Source organism: Virgibacillus senegalensis, assembly GCF_000821245.2.
In the GTDB taxonomy this organism is placed as follows: Bacteria; Bacillota; Bacilli; order Bacillales; family Amphibacillaceae; genus Sediminibacillus; species Sediminibacillus senegalensis.
In genome coordinates this window covers 955,282-977,058 of the sequence record NZ_LN611425.1, presented here as the reverse complement: position 1 = coordinate 977,058, position 21,777 = coordinate 955,282, and the positions used below count along the sequence as shown (strand labels likewise).

The 21,777-nt window shown below is 42.5% G+C and carries 18 protein-coding genes; all 18 read left to right on the top strand.

Annotated elements, in window-relative coordinates; genetic code table 11:
- The first annotated feature begins 48 nt into the window (after window positions 1–48).
- The 18 genes from bshC to BN1067_RS15590 all read left to right on the top strand — a co-directional run bounded on the left by bshC (window position 49) and on the right by BN1067_RS15590 (window position 21,732).
- Window positions 49–1,674: a bacillithiol biosynthesis cysteine-adding enzyme BshC gene (gene bshC, locus BN1067_RS15675; RefSeq protein ID WP_053219771.1), complete on the top strand. Its 1,626-nt coding sequence runs from the start codon at window positions 49–51 to the stop codon at window positions 1,672–1,674.
- A gap of 292 nt (window positions 1,675–1,966) precedes the next feature.
- Window positions 1,967–2,398, top strand: coding sequence for a division/cell wall cluster transcriptional repressor MraZ (gene mraZ, locus BN1067_RS15670; protein WP_053219770.1), 432 nt, complete (start codon window positions 1,967–1,969; stop codon window positions 2,396–2,398).
- Between the two features lie 32 nt (window positions 2,399–2,430).
- On the top strand, window positions 2,431–3,411 hold the full coding sequence (gene rsmH, locus BN1067_RS15665) for a 16S rRNA (cytosine(1402)-N(4))-methyltransferase RsmH (RefSeq protein WP_053219769.1): 981 nt from the start codon (window positions 2,431–2,433) through the stop codon (window positions 3,409–3,411).
- The gene (gene ftsL, locus BN1067_RS15660; protein ID WP_053219768.1) at window positions 3,408–3,794 is read left to right on the top strand and encodes a cell division protein FtsL; all 387 of its coding nucleotides are present in this window, start codon (window positions 3,408–3,410) and stop codon (window positions 3,792–3,794) included. The genes rsmH and ftsL overlap by 4 nt, the downstream gene beginning before the upstream one ends.
- Window positions 3,795–3,813: 19 nt before the next feature.
- Window positions 3,814–6,027 (top strand): penicillin-binding protein, encoded by a 2,214-nt coding sequence (locus BN1067_RS15655; RefSeq protein WP_053219767.1) that lies wholly within the window; start codon window positions 3,814–3,816, stop codon window positions 6,025–6,027.
- A gap of 73 nt (window positions 6,028–6,100) precedes the next feature.
- On the top strand, window positions 6,101–8,041 hold the full coding sequence (locus tag BN1067_RS15650) for a stage V sporulation protein D (RefSeq protein WP_053219766.1): 1,941 nt from the start codon (window positions 6,101–6,103) through the stop codon (window positions 8,039–8,041).
- Window positions 8,042–8,241: 200 nt separating this feature from the next.
- Window positions 8,242–9,720, top strand: coding sequence for a UDP-N-acetylmuramoyl-L-alanyl-D-glutamate--2,6-diaminopimelate ligase (locus BN1067_RS15645; RefSeq protein ID WP_053219765.1), 1,479 nt, complete (start codon window positions 8,242–8,244; stop codon window positions 9,718–9,720).
- Between the two features lie 28 nt (window positions 9,721–9,748).
- Window positions 9,749–11,110 carry a UDP-N-acetylmuramoyl-tripeptide--D-alanyl-D-alanine ligase gene (locus BN1067_RS15640; protein ID WP_053219764.1) on the top strand — a complete coding sequence of 454 codons (1,362 nt, stop codon included), beginning with the start codon at window positions 9,749–9,751 and terminating at the stop codon, window positions 11,108–11,110.
- Between the two features lie 79 nt (window positions 11,111–11,189).
- The gene (gene mraY, locus BN1067_RS15635; RefSeq protein ID WP_110943619.1) at window positions 11,190–12,149 is read left to right on the top strand and encodes a phospho-N-acetylmuramoyl-pentapeptide-transferase; all 960 of its coding nucleotides are present in this window, start codon (window positions 11,190–11,192) and stop codon (window positions 12,147–12,149) included.
- Window positions 12,146–13,495 carry a UDP-N-acetylmuramoyl-L-alanine--D-glutamate ligase gene (gene murD, locus BN1067_RS15630; protein WP_053219762.1) on the top strand — a complete coding sequence of 450 codons (1,350 nt, stop codon included), beginning with the start codon at window positions 12,146–12,148 and terminating at the stop codon, window positions 13,493–13,495. The genes mraY and murD overlap by 4 nt, the downstream gene beginning before the upstream one ends.
- A gap of 60 nt (window positions 13,496–13,555) precedes the next feature.
- Window positions 13,556–14,671 carry a stage V sporulation protein E gene (gene spoVE / locus BN1067_RS15625; protein ID WP_267893613.1) on the top strand — a complete coding sequence of 372 codons (1,116 nt, stop codon included), beginning with the start codon at window positions 13,556–13,558 and terminating at the stop codon, window positions 14,669–14,671.
- A gap of 312 nt (window positions 14,672–14,983) precedes the next feature.
- On the top strand, window positions 14,984–15,787 hold the full coding sequence (locus BN1067_RS15620; RefSeq protein WP_053219760.1) for a cell division protein FtsQ/DivIB: 804 nt from the start codon (window positions 14,984–14,986) through the stop codon (window positions 15,785–15,787).
- Window positions 15,777–16,475, top strand: a complete 699-nt coding sequence (locus BN1067_RS15615) for a DUF881 domain-containing protein (RefSeq protein WP_053219867.1) — start codon at window positions 15,777–15,779, stop codon at window positions 16,473–16,475. The genes BN1067_RS15620 and BN1067_RS15615 overlap by 11 nt, the downstream gene beginning before the upstream one ends.
- A 2-nt stretch (window positions 16,476–16,477) precedes the next feature.
- The gene (locus BN1067_RS15610) at window positions 16,478–17,191 is read left to right on the top strand and encodes a DUF881 domain-containing protein (RefSeq protein ID WP_053219759.1); all 714 of its coding nucleotides are present in this window, start codon (window positions 16,478–16,480) and stop codon (window positions 17,189–17,191) included.
- Entirely contained in the window at window positions 17,191–17,559 is a 369-nt protein-coding gene (locus BN1067_RS15605) for a small basic family protein (RefSeq protein WP_053219758.1), read from the top strand. Before BN1067_RS15610 ends, BN1067_RS15605 begins: the two co-directional genes overlap by 1 nt.
- 295 nt (window positions 17,560–17,854) lie before the next feature.
- Window positions 17,855–19,138, top strand: coding sequence for a cell division protein FtsA (gene ftsA / locus BN1067_RS15600; protein ID WP_053219757.1), 1,284 nt, complete (start codon window positions 17,855–17,857; stop codon window positions 19,136–19,138).
- A gap of 69 nt (window positions 19,139–19,207) precedes the next feature.
- Window positions 19,208–20,347 carry a cell division protein FtsZ gene (gene ftsZ / locus BN1067_RS15595; RefSeq protein WP_053219756.1) on the top strand — a complete coding sequence of 380 codons (1,140 nt, stop codon included), beginning with the start codon at window positions 19,208–19,210 and terminating at the stop codon, window positions 20,345–20,347.
- Between the two features lie 161 nt (window positions 20,348–20,508).
- Window positions 20,509–21,732 (top strand): ISL3 family transposase, encoded by a 1,224-nt coding sequence (locus tag BN1067_RS15590; protein WP_110943399.1) that lies wholly within the window; start codon window positions 20,509–20,511, stop codon window positions 21,730–21,732.
- Window positions 21,733–21,777: the final 45 nt, after the last annotated feature.

Genomic DNA, 21,777 nt, shown 5'->3' with positions numbered 1-21,777 from the left:
TTTCTGTAAAATACGAATAGGCTAATTTAAATAAAGGAGCAGGTAATTGTGCGGATCGACCCAATTGAAATAAACAAACAAACAAAACTTATCTCTGGTTACAGATCAGGAGATAAAGTGATTCAGGATAAATTTGATTACCAGCCTTTCCAACAGGAGACTTATGTCCAAAGGGCTGCGGATCTTAGTGGCAAGCAATATAACCGTCAGGGATTGTCCGCTGTATTAGAAGAATTAAATCAAGGATGGGGTGCACCCCAGGCGACAATGCGCAATATCGAACGACTGAAAGAAGAAAATAGCATGGTTGTAATCGGCGGGCAGCAGGCAGGGCTGTTGACCGGTCCTTTATATACAATACATAAAATTATTTCCATCCTCCATTTTGCCAGAGAACAAGAAAAACTGCTTGGCAAGCCAGTAATCCCTGTCTTCTGGATTGCCGGGGAGGATCATGATTTCGATGAAATCAATCATATAATGATGCCGCAAAAAAATCGCATGAAAAAAAACAAAGTAAGACAGCAACCGGAACAAAAAAACTCCATGTCCACTTTAGAAATGGACCATGCCATGTTGGAAGAATGGCTGGAAAGGATTTTCTCGCAGCTTTCAGAAACTGAAAATACGAGGGAGTTGTACGATTGCTGTCAGGAGTTGCTGCATAGTTCTGTAACTTATGTCGACTTTTTCGCCAAGCTGGTGTTTTGGATATTTGATGAAGAAGGGATCGTTCTGGTTGATTCGGGAAATCCGCTTGTTAGAAGCTTGGAGAGTGAAAATTTCTTGGCAATGATTGAGAATCAGCCTGCCATCAGCCATGATGTTTATCAGGCTATTCAACAAAACAGTAACGAGGGATATGCGGTTTCACTAGATGCTGAACCAGAAAGCGGACATCTTTTTTACCATCAGGATGGGGAAAGGATTTTGCTTTTTAAACAGGATGATGGCACTTGGGCTGGGAAGCAAAATGAATGTAGCTTTACGACAGAGGAGCTACGGTTGATTGCCATGGAGCATCCTGAGAAGTTAAGCAACAATGTGGTGACGCGTCCGCTCATGCAGGAATTGCTTTTTCCTACGCTCGCCTTTTTTGGGGGACCAGGAGAAGTTGGTTATTGGTCGGTTTTAAAACCGGCATTTCATGCACTTGGTTTGAAAATGCCGCCGGTACTTCCGCGTTTATCCTTTACGCTAGTGGACAGGAATGTCGAAAAAATAATCCATAACCTCTCTTTGAGCATTAAGACGGTTGTCGAACGTGGCGTGTATTCAGATAAGACAAATTGGCTGGCTTCCCAATCAAATCCTCCTATAGAAGCACTGGCTGATCAAGTTAAAAAATCAATCGAAGAAGTGCATCGTCCATTAAGGAAAGCTGCGGAGGAAATACGGGCAGACCTCAAGTTTATTGCAGACAAAAATTTGGAGTATTTATATGAAGATATTGATTTTATAGAAGATAGAATCCAAAAAGCCTTACAGGAAAAACATAGAAAAACATTAGAAGGTTTTGATTTAGTAAATATTTGCTTGCATCCGGAAGGAGGATTGCAGGAGAGGTGCTGGAATATCCTGCCTTGGGTCAATCAATATGGCAAAGATTTTTTAAAGCAGCTTACAGCATCTTCCTTTGATTACTACAACGCCCACTATGTTGTTTATTTATAAGGCACCGTGACTTCCCCCACTTTTCACCACCTTATTCGGTAAGTGGGAGAAGGAGAAGCTGGATCACTTTCCTTCCTGAATGAAATATGTATTTTAATTGATAGCCGCCCCGTTTTTAACGGGGCGGTTTTTTTGTGTGTTAAACGTTCGGATCCTTTGTTTCTCGCTGCAATCATGGACGGTAACTGAATTGTTACAAACAAAATTTCTTGTAAATAAGTTTTAATGAAAAATAAGTGGTGAATAGTGGGGGAATGTGGTACGATTAATTTAGAAAGTGGGGGCGGTCTCTATGTTCATGGGTGAGTTCCAACATAATATTGATACCAAAGGCCGAATCATCGTCCCTGCAAAATTCAGGGAAGGGCTTGGAGATACTTTTGTTCTTACCCGTGGCCTTGATCAATGTTTATTTGCATATCCCATGGACGAATGGGGACTATTGGAAGAAAAACTGAAAAAGCTTCCACTCACCAAAAAAGACGCCAGGGCGTTTACGAGGTTTTTCTTTTCGGGCGCTGTGGAATGTGAAGTGGATAAACAGGGGAGAATAAATATACCAGCCCCTTTACGGAAATACGCAGGGTTAGAAAAGGGATGTGTGGTCATAGGTGTCTCCAACAGAATTGAATTCTGGTCTGACAGTGAGTGGGAAACCTATTTCGAAGCATCTGAAGATTCTTTTACTGAAATAGCAGAAAATATGATGGATTTTGATATTTGATTACAATAGACAAAGCTTAAGCAGGTGACGGTATGTTTGAACATTTTAGTGTGCTGAAGCAGGAAGCGGTAGAAGGTTTGCAAGTAAAGCCAAATGGAACGTACATAGATTGTACCCTTGGGGGAGGCGGTCATTCAGAGATGATAGCCAGTAAGCTTGATTCTGGTGGAAGGCTGATAGCTTTTGACCAGGATGAGCAGGCGCTCCAAGCGGCCAAACAACGGCTCGCTCCTTATCAAGGTCAGGTTCTGTATGTCCATGCGAATTTCCGGAATTTGAAAGAAGAATTGAACAAGCATGGTTTTGATCAAGTGGATGGGGTGCTATTTGATTTAGGCGTTTCCTCTCCTCAGTTGGACGACGCAGAGAGAGGCTTTAGCTATCAACATGACGCTGCCTTGGATATGCGAATGGACCAGTCGCAGGATTTTACGGCATATGAAGTTATTAATCAATGGCCATATGAGCAGCTTGTCAAAATTTTCTTTCGGTATGGAGAAGAAAAGTTCTCCAAGCAAATTGCCAGGAAAATCGAAGAGCGACGCAAAGAAAAAATGATTGAAACCACCTTTGAATTAGTGGATATAATCAAGGATGCAATCCCGGCGCCTGCCAGAAGGAAAGGCGGACATCCTGCTAAAAGAGTCTTTCAGGCTGTCAGAATAGCCGTAAATGATGAGCTGAACGCTTTTGACGAAGCGTTGCACCAAGCAGCGGAAGTTATTGCCGTCGGCGGGCGGTTATCCGTCATTACCTTCCACTCCTTGGAGGACAGACTATGCAAGCAGGCATTTAAGAAGTGGAGTACGACACCACCTCTGCCAAGGAATATTCCGGTAATACCCGAAGAAAGCAAGCCACCGTTTCAACAGGTGAATCGTAAACCGATTCTTCCTGAAGAGGAAGAACTAGACGCAAACCGTCGCTCTCGCTCAGCGAAATTGAGAATATTAGAGAAAATAAAACCTTGGAAAGACGAATTCAGTTACCAAGAAGGGTGGAATAAAAAATGAGCACATCCCCATTGAAAAATTGGCAGGATTCCTGGCAGGAAACCGGACGCCATTCAAGGCCGGAACCGACAAAACAAGTAAAAGTAAAAGTTCAAAAGAAAAAATGGATTACAACTGGAGAGAAATTCATTTATACTGTATTCAGTGCTGTAGTTGTTGGCGCCTTATATTTTTCTGTTTCGTTCAGTAATACCACGGATGCTTTGAACAGAGATGTCCAGCAACTCGAACAGCGTGTGGAAAGCCAGCAGGAACTGAATCAGAATTTGGAATATAAAAAGCAAGAATTAAGCAATCCAGATCGAATTTTGGAAATCGCCAAGAAAAACGGTTTGAAAATCCAAAATACAAAAGTTAAGCAGGCAACCCAAATATCTGAGTGATTAAGGATGGAGATATGACGTGCGAAAGAATAAGACAACCCATGTCATGTCATCGGTGTTTATGCTGTTGTTCATTGTTATTTTCCTTGTTATATCGGGTCGCTTTTTATACATACAGGGAACAGGTGAAGTGGATGGCGTCTCCCTGCAGGAATGGGCGGACAAAAAACGGACCAATTCCTATGTGATAGAAGCGGATAGAGGGCAGATACTGGACCGAAATGGCATGACCCTCGCCTATGACCGTGCAGTTTATCAATTATCAGCAATAGTTGACGAAAGCTATTCGGAGGGGTTGGAAGAACCGAAGCACGTTAAGGATATTGATAAAGCTGCCGAACAACTGTCCCCGCTCCTGAATATGGATGCTGCGGAAATTGCCAGCACCTTGAAAAAAGGACAGGAAGAAGGCAGGTTCCAAGTGGAATTTGGCGTCCACGGGAAAAATATTACCCAGGAAACAAAGGAAAAGATCGAAGACTTGGACATACCAGGGATCAACTTTGAAAAAGACTCCATTCGTTACTATCCGAATGGCACTTTTGCTTCCCAAGTCATCGGTATTGCCCAGCAGCAGGAGGGAAAACTGGTTGGCAGAAATGGGATAGAAGCTGAAATGGACAATGTGCTGAGTGGAAAGAATGGTTCGATCTCCTATAAAAGGGACAACTTTAACACGAAACTGCTTGATCCGGATGAGGTAATCAAACAGGCAGATGACGGAGAAGATGTTTACCTGACGATTGATCAAAAAATCCAAACGTTATTGGAGGATGCCATGAGTCAGGTTGACAAGGAATATAGCCCGGAGAAAATGACGGCAGTGGTAATGAATCCCAAGACTGGTGAAATTGTGGCCATGAGCAACCGTCCAAGTTATAACCCGAATAAACTGGAAGAAGTGAGCAATTGGTATAACGACGTAGTCTCCAATCCTTTTGAACCTGGATCTACGATGAAAATTTTCACGCTTGCGGCTGCAATAGAAGAAGGTGTGTTTAATCCGGATGAAACATTTGAATCAGGATCGTATAAAAACGATCACATGAACAGTCCCATCCATGACTGGAGAAGAAATTGGGGGACAATCTCTTACAAAGAGGGTATCCAGCGCTCTTCCAATGTCGCGGCAGCAAAACTTGTTTGGGAGAAGCTTGGACCGGAAAAATTCCTCGATTATTTGAAGGATTTTCACTTTGATAAACCAACAGGGATCGATTTACCGAATGAACAGCCGGGTCGAATTCTTTATGACTGGCCAATAGAGAAAGTGACTACATCTTACGGTCAGGGAACGACTGTTACACCGATACAATTGATGATGGCTGGATCTGCTATCGCAAATCATGGGAAAATGATGAAGCCTTATGTCATCTCGAAAATTGTGGATTCTGAAACCAAAAAGGTCATAAAAGAGAATCAGCCAAAACAATCGGGACAGCCTGTTTCTGAGGAAACGGCAGAGGAAGTCAAAGATATCCTGGAAACGGTAATAACTTCCGAAAATGGTACAGGTTACAATATATACAATCTGAATGATTATACCGTTGCAGGTAAGACAGGTACCGCCCAGATTCCGGATTCAGAGACGGGACGTTATATGACCGGAGAAGAAAATTATTTGTTTTCTTTTCTTGGAATGGCGCCGAAAGAAGATCCGGAGTTGATGATGTATGTATCGGTGAAACAACCGGATTTAGAAGAAAACGAATCCGGATCGGCTCCGGTTTCCTTCATTTTCAAAAATGTAATGGAAAACAGTCTTCATTACTTGAATATAGAGCCTGACAAGGAAAATGAACAGAAAGTGGAACATGTCAGCATGCCGGATATTCAAGGCCATTCCGTTAACGAAGCAAAAGAAAAATTGGAGTCGAAAGGGCTGCAGGCTGCGGTAATTGGAACCGGGGATAAAGTAGAATCTGTCAGCGTCCAGTCGGGTAAACAGCTTTTGGCGAACGAAAAAGTCATCCTGGTAACAGATGAACCGAAAATGCCGGATGTAACCGGCTGGTCAATACGGGATGTGCTCAAAATTGGAGATACTCTCGGAATTGAGATAGAAACGATGGGGAATGGTTATGCAGTAAAACAAAGCATTGAAAAGGGGACAGACCTTAAAAAGGATGATTACTTAGTAGTCGAATTTTCCCCACCTCGCCGTTCAGAAGGAAGCGAAAATAAACAGGAAGAAAACTCGGATACAGCCGAGGAGTCTTCCGGAGAACAATAAGAACAGCAGTGTTCTAATCGTTTTCAGCCATTCATATATTGGATACAAGCATACCTTTGTAAGGAGATGTCCTATGAAACGTGTATCCAATGTTACAATGCGAAAACGTTTAGTCACTGTTTTTCTTTTGGGAATTTTGATGTTCGGGATTATCGATATTCGTCTTGGTTATGTACAATTTGTCTTAGGGGAGTGGCTGACGGGAGAAGCGAAGGAGTTATGGAGCAGGGATATCATTTTCGAACCGGAGCGTGGCGAAATTTTGGACAAGAATGGCGAAGTTTTGGCTGAAAATGTTTCTGCACCTACTGTTATGCTCGTCCCTCGTCAAATTAAGAATCCTGAACATACGGCAGAATCCTTGGCAAAAATACTTGATATGGATAAAGAAAAGGCTTATCAAGAAGTTACCAAAAATGAAAATATCGTAAGGCTGCATCCGGAAGGAAGGAAAATTTCAGAGGAAAAAGCCGATGCCATCAGAGCTCTGGGGCTCGATGGTGTGTACATTGCAGAAGATTCTAAGCGTCATTACCCTAAAGGATCTTACTTATCCCATGTACTCGGGTTCAGTGGTATTGATAATCAGGGTCTTATGGGCCTGGAGCAATATTATGATGAACAATTGAGCGGTGAAAAGGGGAGTCTGTCATACTTTTCCGACGCTAAGGGGCAGCGAATGGCTGATTTGGCAGATGTGTACAATTCTCCTGTAGATGGTAATACGTTGAAATTGTCCATTGATACCAGAGTCCAAACCATCATGGAACGGGAGCTGGATCTTGCAGAAACGAAATATAACCCGGATGGGGCAATTGCGATTGCTGTTGATCCAAAAACCGGGGGAGTACTAGGAATGTCCTCCAGGCCAACCTTTGACCCGGAACAATATCAGGATTACGATGCAAGTGTTTATAACAAAAACCTTCCGATTTGGAGCACGTACGAACCGGGATCTACCTTCAAAATCATTACGTTGGCAGCTGCATTAGAAGAAGACGCAGTAGACCTCGAGAACGAACATTTCCATGATAGTGGATCGATAGAAGTGGGAGGTTCGACTTTGCATTGCTGGAAAAGTGGTGGTCACGGACATCAGACGTTTCTCGAAGTAGTTCAAAATTCTTGTAACCCTGGATTTGTGACGCTAGGTGAAAGACTGGGAAAGGAAAAATTGTTTTCTTATATTGATAAATTTGGGTTCGGGAAAAAAACCGGCATCGATTTACAAGGGGAGGGGACCGGGATTCTTTTCAAGCCGGAAAACATAGGTCCGGTAGAATTGGCGACAACTGCCTTCGGTCAAGGTGTTTCGGTAACCCCTATTCAGCAAGTAATGGCTGTTGCAGCTGCTGTTAATGGAGGATATCTATACGAACCGTATGTTGCGGCAGAATGGATAGATTCTAAAACAGACAAAGTTATTGAAAAAACCGAGCCGACCCTTCGAAAGAAAGTGATTTCCAACGAAACTTCTAAAGAGATCAGGGAAGCATTAGAAAGTGTGGTTGCAAAAGGAACCGGAAGAAGCGCGTATGTAGAGGGGTATCGGGTTGGAGGGAAAACAGGTACCGCTCAAAAAGTAGGCGAAGATGGCAAGTATATGAGCAATAATCATATTGTTTCATTTATTGGGTTTGCACCAGCCGATGATCCAGAGATCGTCGTTTATGTAGCAATCGATAATCCTAAAAATACGGTGCAATTCGGTGGTGTCGTAGCTGCTCCGATTGTCGGGAATATTATCGGAGACAGTCTCATGGCGCTCGGGGTCGAGAAACGTAAAGATGGATTGGAAAAAGAATATCAATGGCCAGACCAGCCATTGGTGGAAGTCCCGGACTTGATCGGATTAAGCAAAAATGAGTTGATGGAGTATATGGTAAACTTGACCATCGAAACAAATGGTACAGGGGACTATATTATCGACCAGGCACCGGAAGCCGGAACCAAATTGGAACAGGGGAAGGAAGTCAGGATATATCTTTCTGATAAAAAACCAGATGGAAATTAGCAATCGATTCGGTCATCAGTAAAAACTTCTGTTATAATAAAATGATGTAAAAACATTTCTGGCTACTGTCGTTCAATTGTCTGTGGAAAAGTCGTTTCTGCGGCGATTGGACGATTAACAGTGTGAAAAAAAGGGAATTTAGTCAGAATGTCATGGGAGATTAAAAGAATTTGGTTTTAGAAGGTTAGGATGTGGAATAAATGAAACTTAGTGAAATTGTCGATGCTTTGCATTTTTATCGACTAACGAAAGATATTGCTAACATAAATATTACCGGTATGGAAATTGACTCCAGAAAGGTCAGTGAAGGCGACCTGTTTGTATGTATCAAAGGTTTTACAGTGGATGGACACCTATATGCACGGCAGGCGGAGAAGCAAGGGGCTGCCGCCATTATCTCCGAGAAACCGTTGGATGTTTCTTTGCCTGTTATTATTGTCAATGATACAACAAAGGCCGTAGCCATGCTCGCCAATAAATTTTATGATTATCCGACCGAAAAGCTAGAAGTTATTGGTGTGACAGGCACTAACGGCAAAACATCGGTAACGTATTTACTGGAAGCGATTTTCAAAGAACACCGGCGAAAAACCGGGCTGATCGGAACAATTCAGATGAAAATGGAAGACGACTGTTTTGATGTCAAAAATACGACACCGGACTCCCTGTTCCTGCAGAGAAGCTTTCAGAAGATGGTAGAAAGAAAGATAGATACCGTTTTTATGGAGGTCTCATCCCATGCTCTTGATTTAGGGAGGGTTTACGGGTGTGATTTTGACATAGCCATTTTTACAAACCTTTCTCAAGATCACCTGGACTACCATACGAGTATGGATGATTATTTACGTGCAAAAAGCTTATTGTTTGCCCAGTTGGGAAACAAATATGATAAAGAGAAACCGAAATTTGCAGTTATCAATAAAGATGATAAGAATCATGAGAAGTTAATAAAGAGTACCTCACAGCCTGTCGTCACATATGGAATCGACCAACAGGCAGATGTTCAGGCGATTGACGTCAACCTTGATGCAAATGGCAGCAGCTTCCTGTTAAGAGTGTTTGATGAAGAAGTGCAAATCACAAGTAAATTAATGGGTAAATTCAGCGTTTACAATATGCTTGCGGCAACTTCGGCTGCGTACTGTGCCGGAATCCCGTTACATACGATCAAAAAAGCATTGGAATCCACGACAGGAGTAAGCGGGCGTTTTGAGCCTGTAAATCTCGGTCAACCTTTTGGGGTGATTGTAGACTATGCGCATACACCTGATTCTTTGGAAAATGTACTTACTACCATTCGCTCTTTCGTAAAAGGAAAGGTGTATGTTGTTGTTGGCTGTGGAGGAGACAGGGATAAAACGAAACGGCCGTTGATGGCCGATTCTGCCGTGAAATATGCCGATTTAGCTATCTTCACTGCCGATAATCCCCGCACAGAAGATCCAAAAGCGATTTTGGATGACATGATTGCTGGTTTGAAGCAGGACAATTACCGGATTATCGAGAATCGCAGGCAAGCTATTGAAGAGGCAATAAGCCTTGCGGAGGAAAACGATATCGTGCTGGTCGCAGGAAAAGGGCATGAAACATACCAGATAATTGATGGTGAGGTTCATGACTTTGACGATAGACTGGAAGCAGCAAATGCAATTAAGTTGAATTGGAATAAGGAGAATTAAGTTGAATTGGAATAAGGAGAATTAAGTGATGTTGTTTACCACCAAGTTTTTATCAGAAGTTTTTAAGGAGTATAAGGGAGCTGTCAAGGATGGTATAGAGATAGAAGAAGTAACTACAGACAGCCGCAAACAAAGTCATAAATCTTTATTTATCCCACTGGTCGGGGATTCCTTTGATGGTCATGACTTTTTAAAGGGGGCCTTTGATAATGGAGCAGTAGCAGCTCTATGGGAAAAAGGAAGGAAGCTTCCCGACTTCCTTCCAGCCGGTTTTCCAATATTCTATGTCGATGACACTTTGGACGGTTTGCAACGGCTTGCCCGTGAATATCGGAAACAAGTCAATCCTACAGTTATCGGTATTACTGGCTCCAACGGAAAAACAACCACAAAGGATTTAATCGGAACGGTAACTGCCTCGTATTACCGCACGCATCGGACAAAGGGGAATCTTAACAACCATATCGGAGTTCCATTGACGATATTGTCGATGGCGCAAGAAACAGAAGTCCTTGTATTGGAAATGGGGATGAGCGGTTTTGGAGAAATCGAATTACTGTCACAAATAGCAGAACCCGATTATGCGGTCATTACGAATATTGGAGAATCACATATCGAATACTTAGGTTCAAGGGAAGGAATCGCCCAGGCTAAGTCGGAAATCACGGCAGGGTTGAAACCTGAAGGGAAACTGTTTATCGATGGAGATGAACCACTGCTAGCGCCTTTGAAGGAAAGGAAAACTGTCATAGGCTGTGGATTTCACCAGGACAACGAAATCACTGCCGCTGATATCAGGATGCTGTCCGACAAAACTACTTTTCTGTACAATGGGCACACTGCATATGAATTAAATATGCTCGGTGAACATAATGTTAAGAATGCGTTGTTTGCAATATCGATTGCTGAACATTTAGCGATACCGGTAGATAAGATTAAGACTTCCCTGTCAAACTTGGAATTGACTGGGATGCGATTCGAGTTTGTGAGGGGAAGAAACCAATCAACAATTATCAATGATGCATATAATGCTTCTCCGACTTCGATGAAAGCCTCTATTCATGTAGTCCGGCAATTAACCGGTTATAAACGGAAAATCCTGGTGCTTGGTGACATATTTGAACTGGGTAAGCAGGCACCTGATCTTCATCGGGACGTAGCAGACAGCATCAACGAAGAAATTGATGTGTTGTTTACTGTCGGCAGCAATGCGAGCGAGATTTCTACGGCTAAACAAAATGAAGTGCCTGTCGTCCGGCATTTTGCTTCGTTGGATGAATTGACGACTGCACTTATTCCTTATCTCGAGAAAGGGACACTCGTATTGTTGAAGGCATCCAGAGGCATGAAACTTGAAGCGATGCTAAAGGATATCGCTATCGCTGAATAACTTTGTGAAGAATACAATGGGCGGGTTTTTGTACTAAAGGAGGAAATAAGAAGTGAACGAATATGTATTACTAATAACTATGGCAATATCTTTTCTAATAACCGTCCTGATTTCTCCAGTATTTATCCCATTCTTAAGAAGATTAAAGTTTGGACAAAGTATTAGAGAAGAAGGTCCTAAATCCCATATGAAAAAGACGGGAACACCGACAATGGGCGGAATCATGATTCTCGTCAGTGTAGCTGTCACAACACTAGTGATGATCGGAAAATTCAATCCGCACCCCTTCAGCTTTCAAATTGTATTGCTTTTGATTGTCTCGTTAGGTTTCGGCTTGCTTGGTTTTCTTGATGACTTTATTAAAGTAGCGATGAAACGGAATCTTGGGTTGACCTCTAAGCAAAAGATGGCTGGACAAATTGTTATTTCATTAATTTTTTATTTTATTTTGAGGGCAAATGATTTTCCAACTTATATCCAAATTCCAGGAACGAATATCCAATGGGATTTGGGCTGGGCTTATGCCATCCTTATTATTGTCATTTTGGTCGGCTCGTCTAACGCTGTAAATCTGACAGACGGTCTAGATGGTTTGCTGGCAGGAACAGCAGCTATTGCATTCGGGGCATTTGGAATCCTGGCGTGGTATGGTTTTACTCAATTTGAAGTGACCATTTTCTCATTGGCAGTAGTCGGGGCTTTGCTCGGTTTTCTGGTATTCAATGCGCACCCGGCAAAGGTGTTTATGGGTGATACTGGTTCTCTGGCGTTAGGCGGGGCCATCGGAGCGATCGCCATCCTCACCAAGATGGAAATCTTGCTTATCATCATAGGCGGGGTTTTTGTCATTGAAACATTATCGGTCATTATTCAGGTTATATCTTTTAAAACAACAGGAAAACGAGTGTTCAAAATGAGTCCTTTACATCACCATTATGAACTTATTGGATGGTCAGAATGGCGGGTAGTTACTACCTTTTGGCTGGTAGGGCTCGTATTTGCAGCACTTGGGATTTATATTGAGGTGTGGTCATTTTGAAAACATTGAGTAATTTTCCATATAAAAGAGTTCTTGTACTTGGACTTGCCAAAAGCGGGACAGCAGCTGCTAAGTTGCTGCATGATAGCGGAAAAGAAGTCCGGGTCAACGATCTGAAAGCAGACCAAAACGACCCCCAAGTCCGAGAATTGACGGAATTAGGAATCGAAATGATAACAGGTGGACATCCGTTATCTGTATTGGAAGGCGTCGAACTGCTGGTGAAAAATCCTGGGATTCCTTATGAAAATCCTATTGTAGAGGAAGCTGAAAAAAGGAAAATTCCTATTTATACCGAAGTGGAATTGGCTGGGCAGCTTGTGAATGATTCGATTATCGGAATTACCGGTTCGAACGGAAAGACGACAACCACAACATTGATTTACGAAATGCTCCATCATAGTGGCTGCAAAACCAAATTAGCTGGCAATATCGGGAATGTGGCCTGTGAAGTGGCTCAAAACATGGACGAAGAGGAACGGATGGTCATTGAATTATCCTCGTTTCAGTTAATGGGAATTGATCGTTTTAAGCCAAAGGTATCTGTTTTGCTTAATTTATTTGAAGCACATCTCGATTACCATCATACCTTTGAAAATTATAAGCAGGCGAAGGCAAATATCACGAAGAATCAAACCGAAGAAGATTACATTGTGTACAATGCCGATGATAAGAATATTGCCGATATCGCAGCCAAGTCTGCTGCTGTCCGGGTACCTTTCTCCAAAACGGAGAGAATGCCAGAAGGTGCCTGGTGTGATAACAGGTATCTATATTTTAAACAGGAACCCATTATCTTATTAAAAGAAATAGCCTTAGTCGGCAGCCATAACCTTGAAAATATCATGGCTGCAGTAAGTGCAGCCAAGTTAAGTGGTGCCGATAATGAAGGCATAAAGCAAGTTTTGAATACATTCACTGGCGTTAAGCACCGGCTTCAATTTGTCAGTAATAAAAATGGACGATTATTTTACAACGATTCAAAGGCTACCAATATTTTGGCAACCAGCAGGGCGCTGTCTTCTTTCGCCCAGCCGACCATTTTATTGGCCGGGGGATTGGACAGGGGCAACTCTTTTTCGGATTTAATCCCTTCGCTGGAGAATGTGAAAGCGATGATCGTATTTGGAGAGACTGCGGAAAAATTGGCAGGAACGGCATTAGAAGCAGGAATCCAAGCAATTGAATATGCTGAAAACGTAGAAGAGGCTGCCCGTAAAGCTTATCAGCTTTCTGAGAAGGAGGATGTGATTTTGTTGTCGCCGGCTTGTGCCAGCTGGGATCAATATCGCACTTTCGAGGAAAGAGGAGACATGTTTGTGAAAGCTGTGCATACATTAGAGTAGGGGGCTTGTACTACTACTCACCCCCATGTACCGATGAAAGAAGGGAAATGGGGTGTTTTTTTGGCTGAAAAATGGTTTAAAGGTGCAAAGAATTCTCCGGATTATTTGCTTGCCTTCACGATTTTACTATTATTGTCAATAGGCGTGATCATGGTTTACAGTGCTTCTGCAATTTGGGGAGAATACAAGTTTGATGACGGTTTTTTCTTTGTAAAGCGACAGCTGCTTTTTGCTGGAGCTGGTATTGCAGCCATGTTGGTTGTCATGAATGTTCCGTATTCTTCCTGGCAGAAATACGCCAAGCCACTACTTTTTATATGCTTTCTATTGTTGCTTGCTGTGCTGGTCCCTGGTATTGGACTTGTGAGGGGAGGAGCTCGAAGCTGGATTGGGGTCGGAGCATTCAGTATTCAGCCTTCAGAATTCATGAAGCTCGGCTTGATTATATTCTTATCAACCTATTTGGCCAGCAATCAAAAATACATTACTTCTTTCAAAAAAGGTTTTTTTCCTGCTTTACTTCTTATATTCACTGCTTTTGGCTTGATTATGCTGCAACCTGATCTAGGGACAGGCGTAGTTCTTGTACTAACCTGTTTCGTTATGTTGTTCGTAGCGGGAGCAAAGCTCTCCCATTTTGCGGGGCTTGCCGTTCTTGGCATCGCCGGATTCCTCGGTTTGATTTTGTCTGCTCCATATCGGATTAACCGGATTACGGCATTTTTGAATCCATGGGAAGACCCGTTAGGAAATGGATTTCAAATCATTCAGTCATTATATGCGATTGGCCCCGGTGGCTTGATGGGGTTAGGACTCGGTCAAAGTCTGCAGAAGTTCTTCTATCTTCCCGAGCCACATAATGATTTTATTTTTGCTATTCTTGCTGAAGAACTTGGTTTTATCGGCGGGACATTTCTAATCATTCTGTTTGGGGTGTTTTTATGGAGGGGGATCCGCATTTCTTTGGCAGCCCCTGATACATTTGGCAGTTTGCTCGGCTTAGGAATCGTCGGTATGGTAACGATTCAAATCATGATCAATGTCAGTGTCGTCATCGGCCTTATCCCGGTAACAGGTATTACGCTCCCATTTTTGAGCTATGGCGGTTCCTCGCTTACTTTAACGTTATGTTCGATGGGGATATTGCTGAACATAAGCAGGTATGCAAAATTATGATTGTGATTGAGTGTGCTAACCAAGAGACCAGTTCCCCTAACACAGGGGAGCTGGTCTCTTGTTATTTGTTATTTCAAAAACTAACGTTTGAAAACTATCAAAGAATGCGATTAGCGGCTTTATGAAAATAGAAATGCAATTTGCTACGAAAGTATTATTCTAAAACGTCACGAAGCTTTTAGAAAATATGATATAATTTTAGCAGAAACCATTGTAACGGCATCGGGGATGCCGTTTGTTTAGGTTTTGATCCTAATGGACGGGATGTTGTGCTTCACATTTAATATCTTTAAATTAAAAGGGAAGATAAAAATGAGTCAAAAAAAAGTTGTATCAATAGAAGATCGTATTCCGAAGCTGAAACAAGCGCGCAAGAAAAAAGCCAACCGCCGGTTGATTTTTTATCTTTCCATTTTCTTTGTCTTGATTTCCATTGTGGTTTACCTGCAATCCCCTTTAAGTCAAGTTCGTCACATAGAGGTGGCAGGAAACGAGTACATAGACCAACAAGAAGTAAAATCGTTAAGTGGGTTGTCGACGGAGGATAATTTCTGGAACGTGGATAAACAAATGGTAATCGACAATATCCAGCAGCACCCGGTTGTCAAGGATGCGGAAGTGTTGAGACATTTTCCGACAACGATCGAAATAAAGGTAAAAGAATACAACAGGGTAGGATATGTGAGGGAAAGCGGGGCCTATTATCCAGTTTTGGAGAATGGACAAAGCTTGAAACAGGAAAAGATGAAATCGGCCCGAGCGGATGCTCCACTTTTATCCGGATTTACGAAGGATACATATCTCCAGGACATGACGAAAGAATTGCAACGTCTGCCAGCGAGTATTGTCGGATTGATTTCCGAAATCAATTGGGAGCCTACCGAAGAAAATCCATATAAAATTACCCTTTTCATGAATGATGGTTTCGAAGTTGAAGCAACGATCCGTAATTTTTCGACAAAAATGAAGGCATATCCTTCCATTGTAGCCCAGCTGGAACCGGGAAGCGAGGGAATCATTCATATCGGAGTTGGAGCTTACTTTGAATCCTATCAGGAAGGTGAAGAGCAAGAGCAGGATATAGAAGAAGGTGACCAGGTTGAAGGTGAAGGGTAGACATGTCATTCTGTCATTGGTTTTACTCGTTTCCGGTTTTTTAATAGCTATCAGCTATGAACATACAAAACAGGAACCGAAAGTAGTCCAGGTCAATGATCAGGAATGGGAAAAAGATTACTACTACCGTCAACAGCTAATTAATCTCGAAGAAAAAAATCGAGAATTGAAACAGGAATTGGAACATAAAAGGAAAGAAATCCAGAATTTGGAGAAGGAATTAGGCGGACAAACAGAAACAATCAATAGCTATGTCGATCGCAAACTGGAATTACAGATGATTACTGGAGAATTGCCTGTAATTGGAGAAGGCGTCCAAATAACACTTAGTGATGCTGACTATGTACCTTCAGAAGAAAATGCGAATCAATATATTGTGCACGAGCGTCACATTTACCGTGTGGTAAACGAATTACTTAGTGCGGGAGCAGAAGCAATTGCGATCAATGGCCAACGAGTGTTTCGAGATAGTTATATCAATTGTGTCGGACCAGTAATCTCTGTAGATGGGAAGACACATCCTGCTCCCTTTGTCATTTCAGCGATTGGGGACAGAGAAGTTATGTATGCAAGTATTAATCTAACAGATGGACTTGTAGACGAATTGATCAACGACAATATTGAAGTAGAAATGGAAAAGATGGATGAGATTGAAATGAGCGCAAGGGTCGACCTGGAAAGGGGATAGCAGTGAAAATCAAACAGAAAATAATTCTATCCTTTGTTTTCGGACTGGTCGGTCTGATGGTTGCTATTCAGTTTCAAACGAAACACGAACCTGATGAGCGGGATACAAGAGACTTGTGGGAAATTAGGGCCCAGCTGCAAGAGGAACAAAAGCTACAGCAAAATCTTTATCAGCAAATAAGAGATGCGGAACAGACCATTGAGCAATATGAAGCAAATTCTGAGTCTGAAAAGGTTGAAGCATTGAAGGGTTCTTTGGAAAAACTGGAGTCTGAAGCAGGGTTGACGGCTGTCAAACAACCTGGAATCATCATCCGCGTGGAGCCGATATTCGTGGAAAGCGAAGGTGGACAGACGTATCCTTCTATCACTCCGGATTTGCTCAACCGGCTGATAAATGAGCTTAATACTTACGGGGCAACGGACATACAAATTGCAAATGAACGGATTGTTGACGTAACTCCGGTACGCTCGGTGAATGGAGAGACATATGTCAATAACCATCCATTATCTTCCGTCCCATTGGAAATTAAAGTGTTGGCTGAAAATCCTGAAAGGCTTAAAGATTATATGGAAGTCAGCCATTCAAAAGACGATTTCGCTATTGAAAATTTGGAAATGGAGTTCAAATATGAGGAACAGGTTACATTAACTGGATACGAGGAACCTGTCCGCATTGATTCCATGCGTGTTTCAGAAGAGACGGGTGATAACTAATGTGGCTTCCTGTATTGTTTTTAATAGTAGGAATAGGATTAGGTTTGCTAACGGATATCCGCGTACCGGAAGCGTACGCGGACTACCTATCGATTGCTTTACTCGCTGCCTTTGACACCTTGTTTGGCGGAATAAGAGCTTACCTGGAAGAAAAATTCGATGAAAAAGTTTTTCTTAGCGGTTTTTTCTTTAATGTATTGCTTGCGGCACTTCTTGCATTTATCGGTGTACAGCTCGGTATCGATTTGTATTTGGCCGCAGTATTCGCCTTCGGTGTGCGCTTGTTTCAAAATATCGCGACAATTAGGCGATATGTCATCGACAAAAAATACTTCTCCAAGAAATTAGATGAATGGAGAAGAAAATAACAGGATTTCGTCGATATTTGTAGAATACGGTAGGTAATCAAGTTTACTTCGACCGTAAAAAGGGAATGATAGCTAAGTTGGCTATCTGGATGGATGCTGTTGCCATAAGAAGCCGAATTTCATTTTAATTGATAATTTTTATTGATAACAATCGTCAGATAGCTTAAAATTTCCATATACTTTACTGTCAAGAAATGTTTTACTTAATAGGAGAGCTTATTTTCTTTGAGAAAAATAAAAATGTTCGATAGTATATGAATTACTTAAAATGTTTTGGACTAGGAGGTGCCTTTCTTTGAACAACAGCGAAATATTAGTCAGCCTGGATATAGGTACATCAAAAATTAAAGTAATAATAGGCGAAGTGTTAAACGATTCATTGAATATAATTGGAGTCGGTACAGCAGCTTCCAATGGAATGAAAAAAGGTGCCATCGTCGATATAGATCAAACCGTGCAATCCATTAAAACGGCCGTTGAACAAGCAGAGCGAATGGTGGATATGCATATTGACCGCGTCGTCGTGGGCATAAATGGCAATCATATTCAATTGCAGCCGTGTCACGGAGTGGTTGCAGTGTCAAGTGAAACAAGGGAAATAGGCAACGAAGATATTGGCAGAGTAATCGATGCCGCACAAGTAATCTCCATTCCACCGGAAAGAGAAATTATTGATGTCGTGCCGAAACAGTTTATTGTAGATGGACTGGACGAGATAAATGATCCCCGAGGAATGATCGGTGTAAGGCTGGAGATGGAAGGAACGATCATTACTTGCTCGAGAACTTTATTACATAATATTTTGAAATGTGTGGAGCGTGCCAATCTGGAAGTGCTTGATATATGTCTTCAGCCACTGGCCGCCGGTTCTATTGCACTTTCAAAAGATGAAAAAAACCTGGGAGTTGCCTTGATAGATGTAGGCGGTGGAAGTACGACGGTTTCTGTTTTTGAGAATGATCATTTGGTATCTACAAGCGTAATAGCACTAGGCGGTGACAACATAACCAAGGACTTGTCGATCGGACTCCGTACCTCTTCAGAAGAAGCAGAGTTGATTAAGTTGAATTATGGACATGCTTTTTTTGATGATGCACGTGAAGAAGAAACGTTTGAAGCGACCATCATTGGCAGCAATCAAAAACAAACATTTAATCAACTGCAAATTTCTGATATGATTGAAGCTAGACTAGAAGAAATCTATGCTTATGCAGAAAGAGAAATCCGAAAGATGGGATACAAAGAGCTGGCGGGCGGTTATGTGCTTACCGGCGGAACAATCAGCCTTCCAGGTGCATTGGAACTTGCCCAGGATGTGTACCAATCCAACGTACGCATTGCGATACCAGACTACATAGGTGTCAGAGAGTCGCAATATACCTGTGGCGTTGGTATCTTGAAGTTTGCATACAGCAATGCGAAAATACAAGGAAAAGAGATTTCTGCATCCGTACAGCCTGCTGAACAGGAGGTACATAAGCAGAGTAATCAAAAACGGGCAACAAAGCAAAAGGATACATCGCCTAAACAGAAAAAAGAATCCGGAATCGCTAATTTGTTTAAATACTTCTTTGATTAAACAAGCGTTCCCTTACAGAATGTATAACTTCAATGAATCTTGTAATCTTGCAAATTAGGAGGAACGAAAATGTTAGAGTTTGATACGAATATGGATCAGCTTGCAACGATTAAAGTAATCGGTGTAGGCGGAGGCGGAAGCAATGCGGTTAACCGTATGATTGAGCATGGAGTAGAAGGGGTAGAATTCATTGCTGTCAATACGGATGCGCAAGCATTGAATCTGTCCAAAGCAGAAGTGAAAATGCAGATAGGTTCGAAATTGACCCGCGGGCTGGGCGCTGGAGCCAATCCTGAGGTCGGCAGAAAGGCAGCAGAGGAAAGTAAGGAACAGCTCGAAGAGGTTCTACAAGGTGCGGACATGGTATTTGTCACTGCAGGAATGGGCGGTGGAACGGGTACTGGTGCAGCACCGGTTATCGCTCAAGTAGCCAAAGAAATCGGTGCTTTGACAGTCGGCGTTGTCACTCGTCCGTTCAGCTTTGAAGGACGCAGGCGCTCTACTCAGGCTATCAGTGGAATTGACGCATTGAAAAGTAATGTAGATACATTAATTGTCATTCCTAACGACCGGTTATTGGAAATCGTCGACAAGAATACGCCGATGCTGGAAGCATTTAGAGAGGCGGATAATGTTCTACGTCAAGGTGTCCAAGGTATTTCCGACTTAATTGCCAAACCAGGGTTGATCAACGTCGACTTTGCCGATGTCAAAACAATCATGTACGATAAAGGCTCTGCTTTGATGGGAATCGGTGTTGCAACGGGAGAAAATAGAGCAACAGAAGCGGCGAAGAAGGCGATTTCTTCACCGCTGCTTGAAACTTCTATCGATGGAGCTCATGGAGTATTGATGAATATTACCGGAGGAGCTAACTTAAGCCTGTATGAAGTACAAGAAGCAGCCGACTTGGTTACTTCTGCTGCGGATCAGGAAGTCAACGTTATTTTCGGTTCGGTAATCAATGAAGATTTAAAAGATGAGATCGTTGTGACGGTCATTGCGACTGGTTTTGATGAATCCCAATTGAAAGCTAATCAGCCTAAGCAGCGGCCAGCTGTCAACAACCAGACACAATCTGCCAGTGCTGGTGAAAAACGAAAAGAAGAGCCTCGCCGTGAGGCACCTGTACAAGGCCAACAGGTCAAACAGGAAGAGGACACCTTAGATATCCCTACATTTCTTCGAAACAGAAATCGCAGAAGATAATTGGTTGGAAGAACCCTTCAAGTTAACGCTTGAAGGGTTTTTTAATTTTTTGGCTCTACAATATTTGTTGGGGTTTTAGAAAAATTCCGCATAAAAAATACACACAAGCTCCTATCTCTACTACACTTGAATTGACTAAGAAACAAGCAGATAGGAGTTGTGTGTACATGCATTCTAACATGACATTACCCGGATTAGAAAGTGTTTCTATCAAGAAAGTAGAAGAGGTGGAGGGAGCTTACCACATAGAGGTGGAGATGCCCAGGCAGGCGCAAACCTGTCCGGCGTGTGGTAACCAGACTTCCCGCGTTCATGATTACCGAATACAGAAAATCCAGCACTTAAAGGTATTTGAACGAACCACCTATTTGTTTTACCGCAAACGACGCTATGCCTGTTCCTGTGGTAAACGATTCGCAGAAGCCAATCCGATGGTGGACCGTTATCAGCGTCATTCAAGAGAGTGGAACCAGGCACTTGGCCTTCGGGTGATCCAGGGGATGAACTTCAAGGATACCGCTGCGCAGTTCCGTACCTCACAAGCTACAGCCATTCGCCGGTTCGATCAGGTGGCCACACCAGAACTTCAAGAGGTGGAAGAGCTTCCAGAAGTGATTGCGATTGATGAATATAAAGGCGATACCAATGCGGGGAAATACCAGGTCATCATTGGCGATGGAGAGACCGGAAATCCAATAGATATCCTGCCTGATCGATCCGTCAAAACCGTCAAGCAGTACCTTCGGGAAAAAGGGGGTAATGTCCGGAAGGTCATCATGGACATGAGCTATAGTTTTAAGTCAGCTGTCCGGAAGGCGGTGGGAAGCCCCATCATTGTGGCCGATCGTTTCCATTTTTGTCGGTATATTTATTGGGCTTTGGAAAAGGTGCGCAGGCGAGTCCAAAAGAACTTCCATGAATACGACCGGAAAAAGTGTAAACGGATGAAACATATCTTTTACAAGAAGCAGGAGGAACTAACCGAGAAGCAGCGCTGGTATCTGAACCGATACCTCGATCTATCGGATGAACTACGAGTCGCCTATAAGCTGAAAGAGGCTTTTCGCAGCTGGTTTGAAGAGGCAAAAGCAATGGGGAAAACCGATATTGGCTATGTAAAACAACGATTGTATCAGTATTATGACCGAGTGAAGCAAAGTGGTATGGAAGAATATCTACAAGCGATTGGCACCTTGAAGAATTGGCAGACAGAGATTCTGAATAGCTTTGCGCTCGATTATAGCAATGGGTTTATTGAAGGATTGAACAACCAAACGAAAGTCATCAAACGGAATGCTTTTGGGTTTCGTCGTTACGATCGCTTAAGAACGAAAGTGTTATTACATCATCAACTGAAGGAATTCAGGGGCTTTCAAGTGGGTTAAGGAGTAGGAGCAAATTTCTCCCACCCCAACATTTGACGTAGAACC

What these genes read in the sequence shown, in the direction of transcription:
- mraZ (WP_053219770.1), top strand. Translation starts at nt 1,967, where the DNA reads ATGTTCATGGGTGAGTTCCAACATAATATTGATACCAAAGGCCGAATC.
- rsmH (WP_053219769.1), top strand. Translation starts at nt 2,431, where the DNA reads ATGTTTGAACATTTTAGTGTGCTGAAGCAGGAAGCGGTAGAAGGTTTG.
- ftsL (WP_053219768.1), top strand. Translation starts at nt 3,408, where the DNA reads ATGAGCACATCCCCATTGAAAAATTGGCAGGATTCCTGGCAGGAAACC.
- BN1067_RS15650 (WP_053219766.1), top strand. Translation starts at nt 6,101, where the DNA reads ATGAAACGTGTATCCAATGTTACAATGCGAAAACGTTTAGTCACTGTT.
- BN1067_RS15645 (WP_053219765.1), top strand. Translation starts at nt 8,242, where the DNA reads ATGAAACTTAGTGAAATTGTCGATGCTTTGCATTTTTATCGACTAACG.
- BN1067_RS15640 (WP_053219764.1), top strand. Translation starts at nt 9,749, where the DNA reads ATGTTGTTTACCACCAAGTTTTTATCAGAAGTTTTTAAGGAGTATAAG.
- mraY (WP_110943619.1), top strand. Translation starts at nt 11,190, where the DNA reads ATGGCAATATCTTTTCTAATAACCGTCCTGATTTCTCCAGTATTTATC.
- BN1067_RS15620 (WP_053219760.1), top strand. Translation starts at nt 14,984, where the DNA reads ATGAGTCAAAAAAAAGTTGTATCAATAGAAGATCGTATTCCGAAGCTG.
- BN1067_RS15605 (WP_053219758.1), top strand. Translation starts at nt 17,191, where the DNA reads ATGTGGCTTCCTGTATTGTTTTTAATAGTAGGAATAGGATTAGGTTTG.
- ftsZ (WP_053219756.1), top strand. Translation starts at nt 19,208, where the DNA reads ATGTTAGAGTTTGATACGAATATGGATCAGCTTGCAACGATTAAAGTA.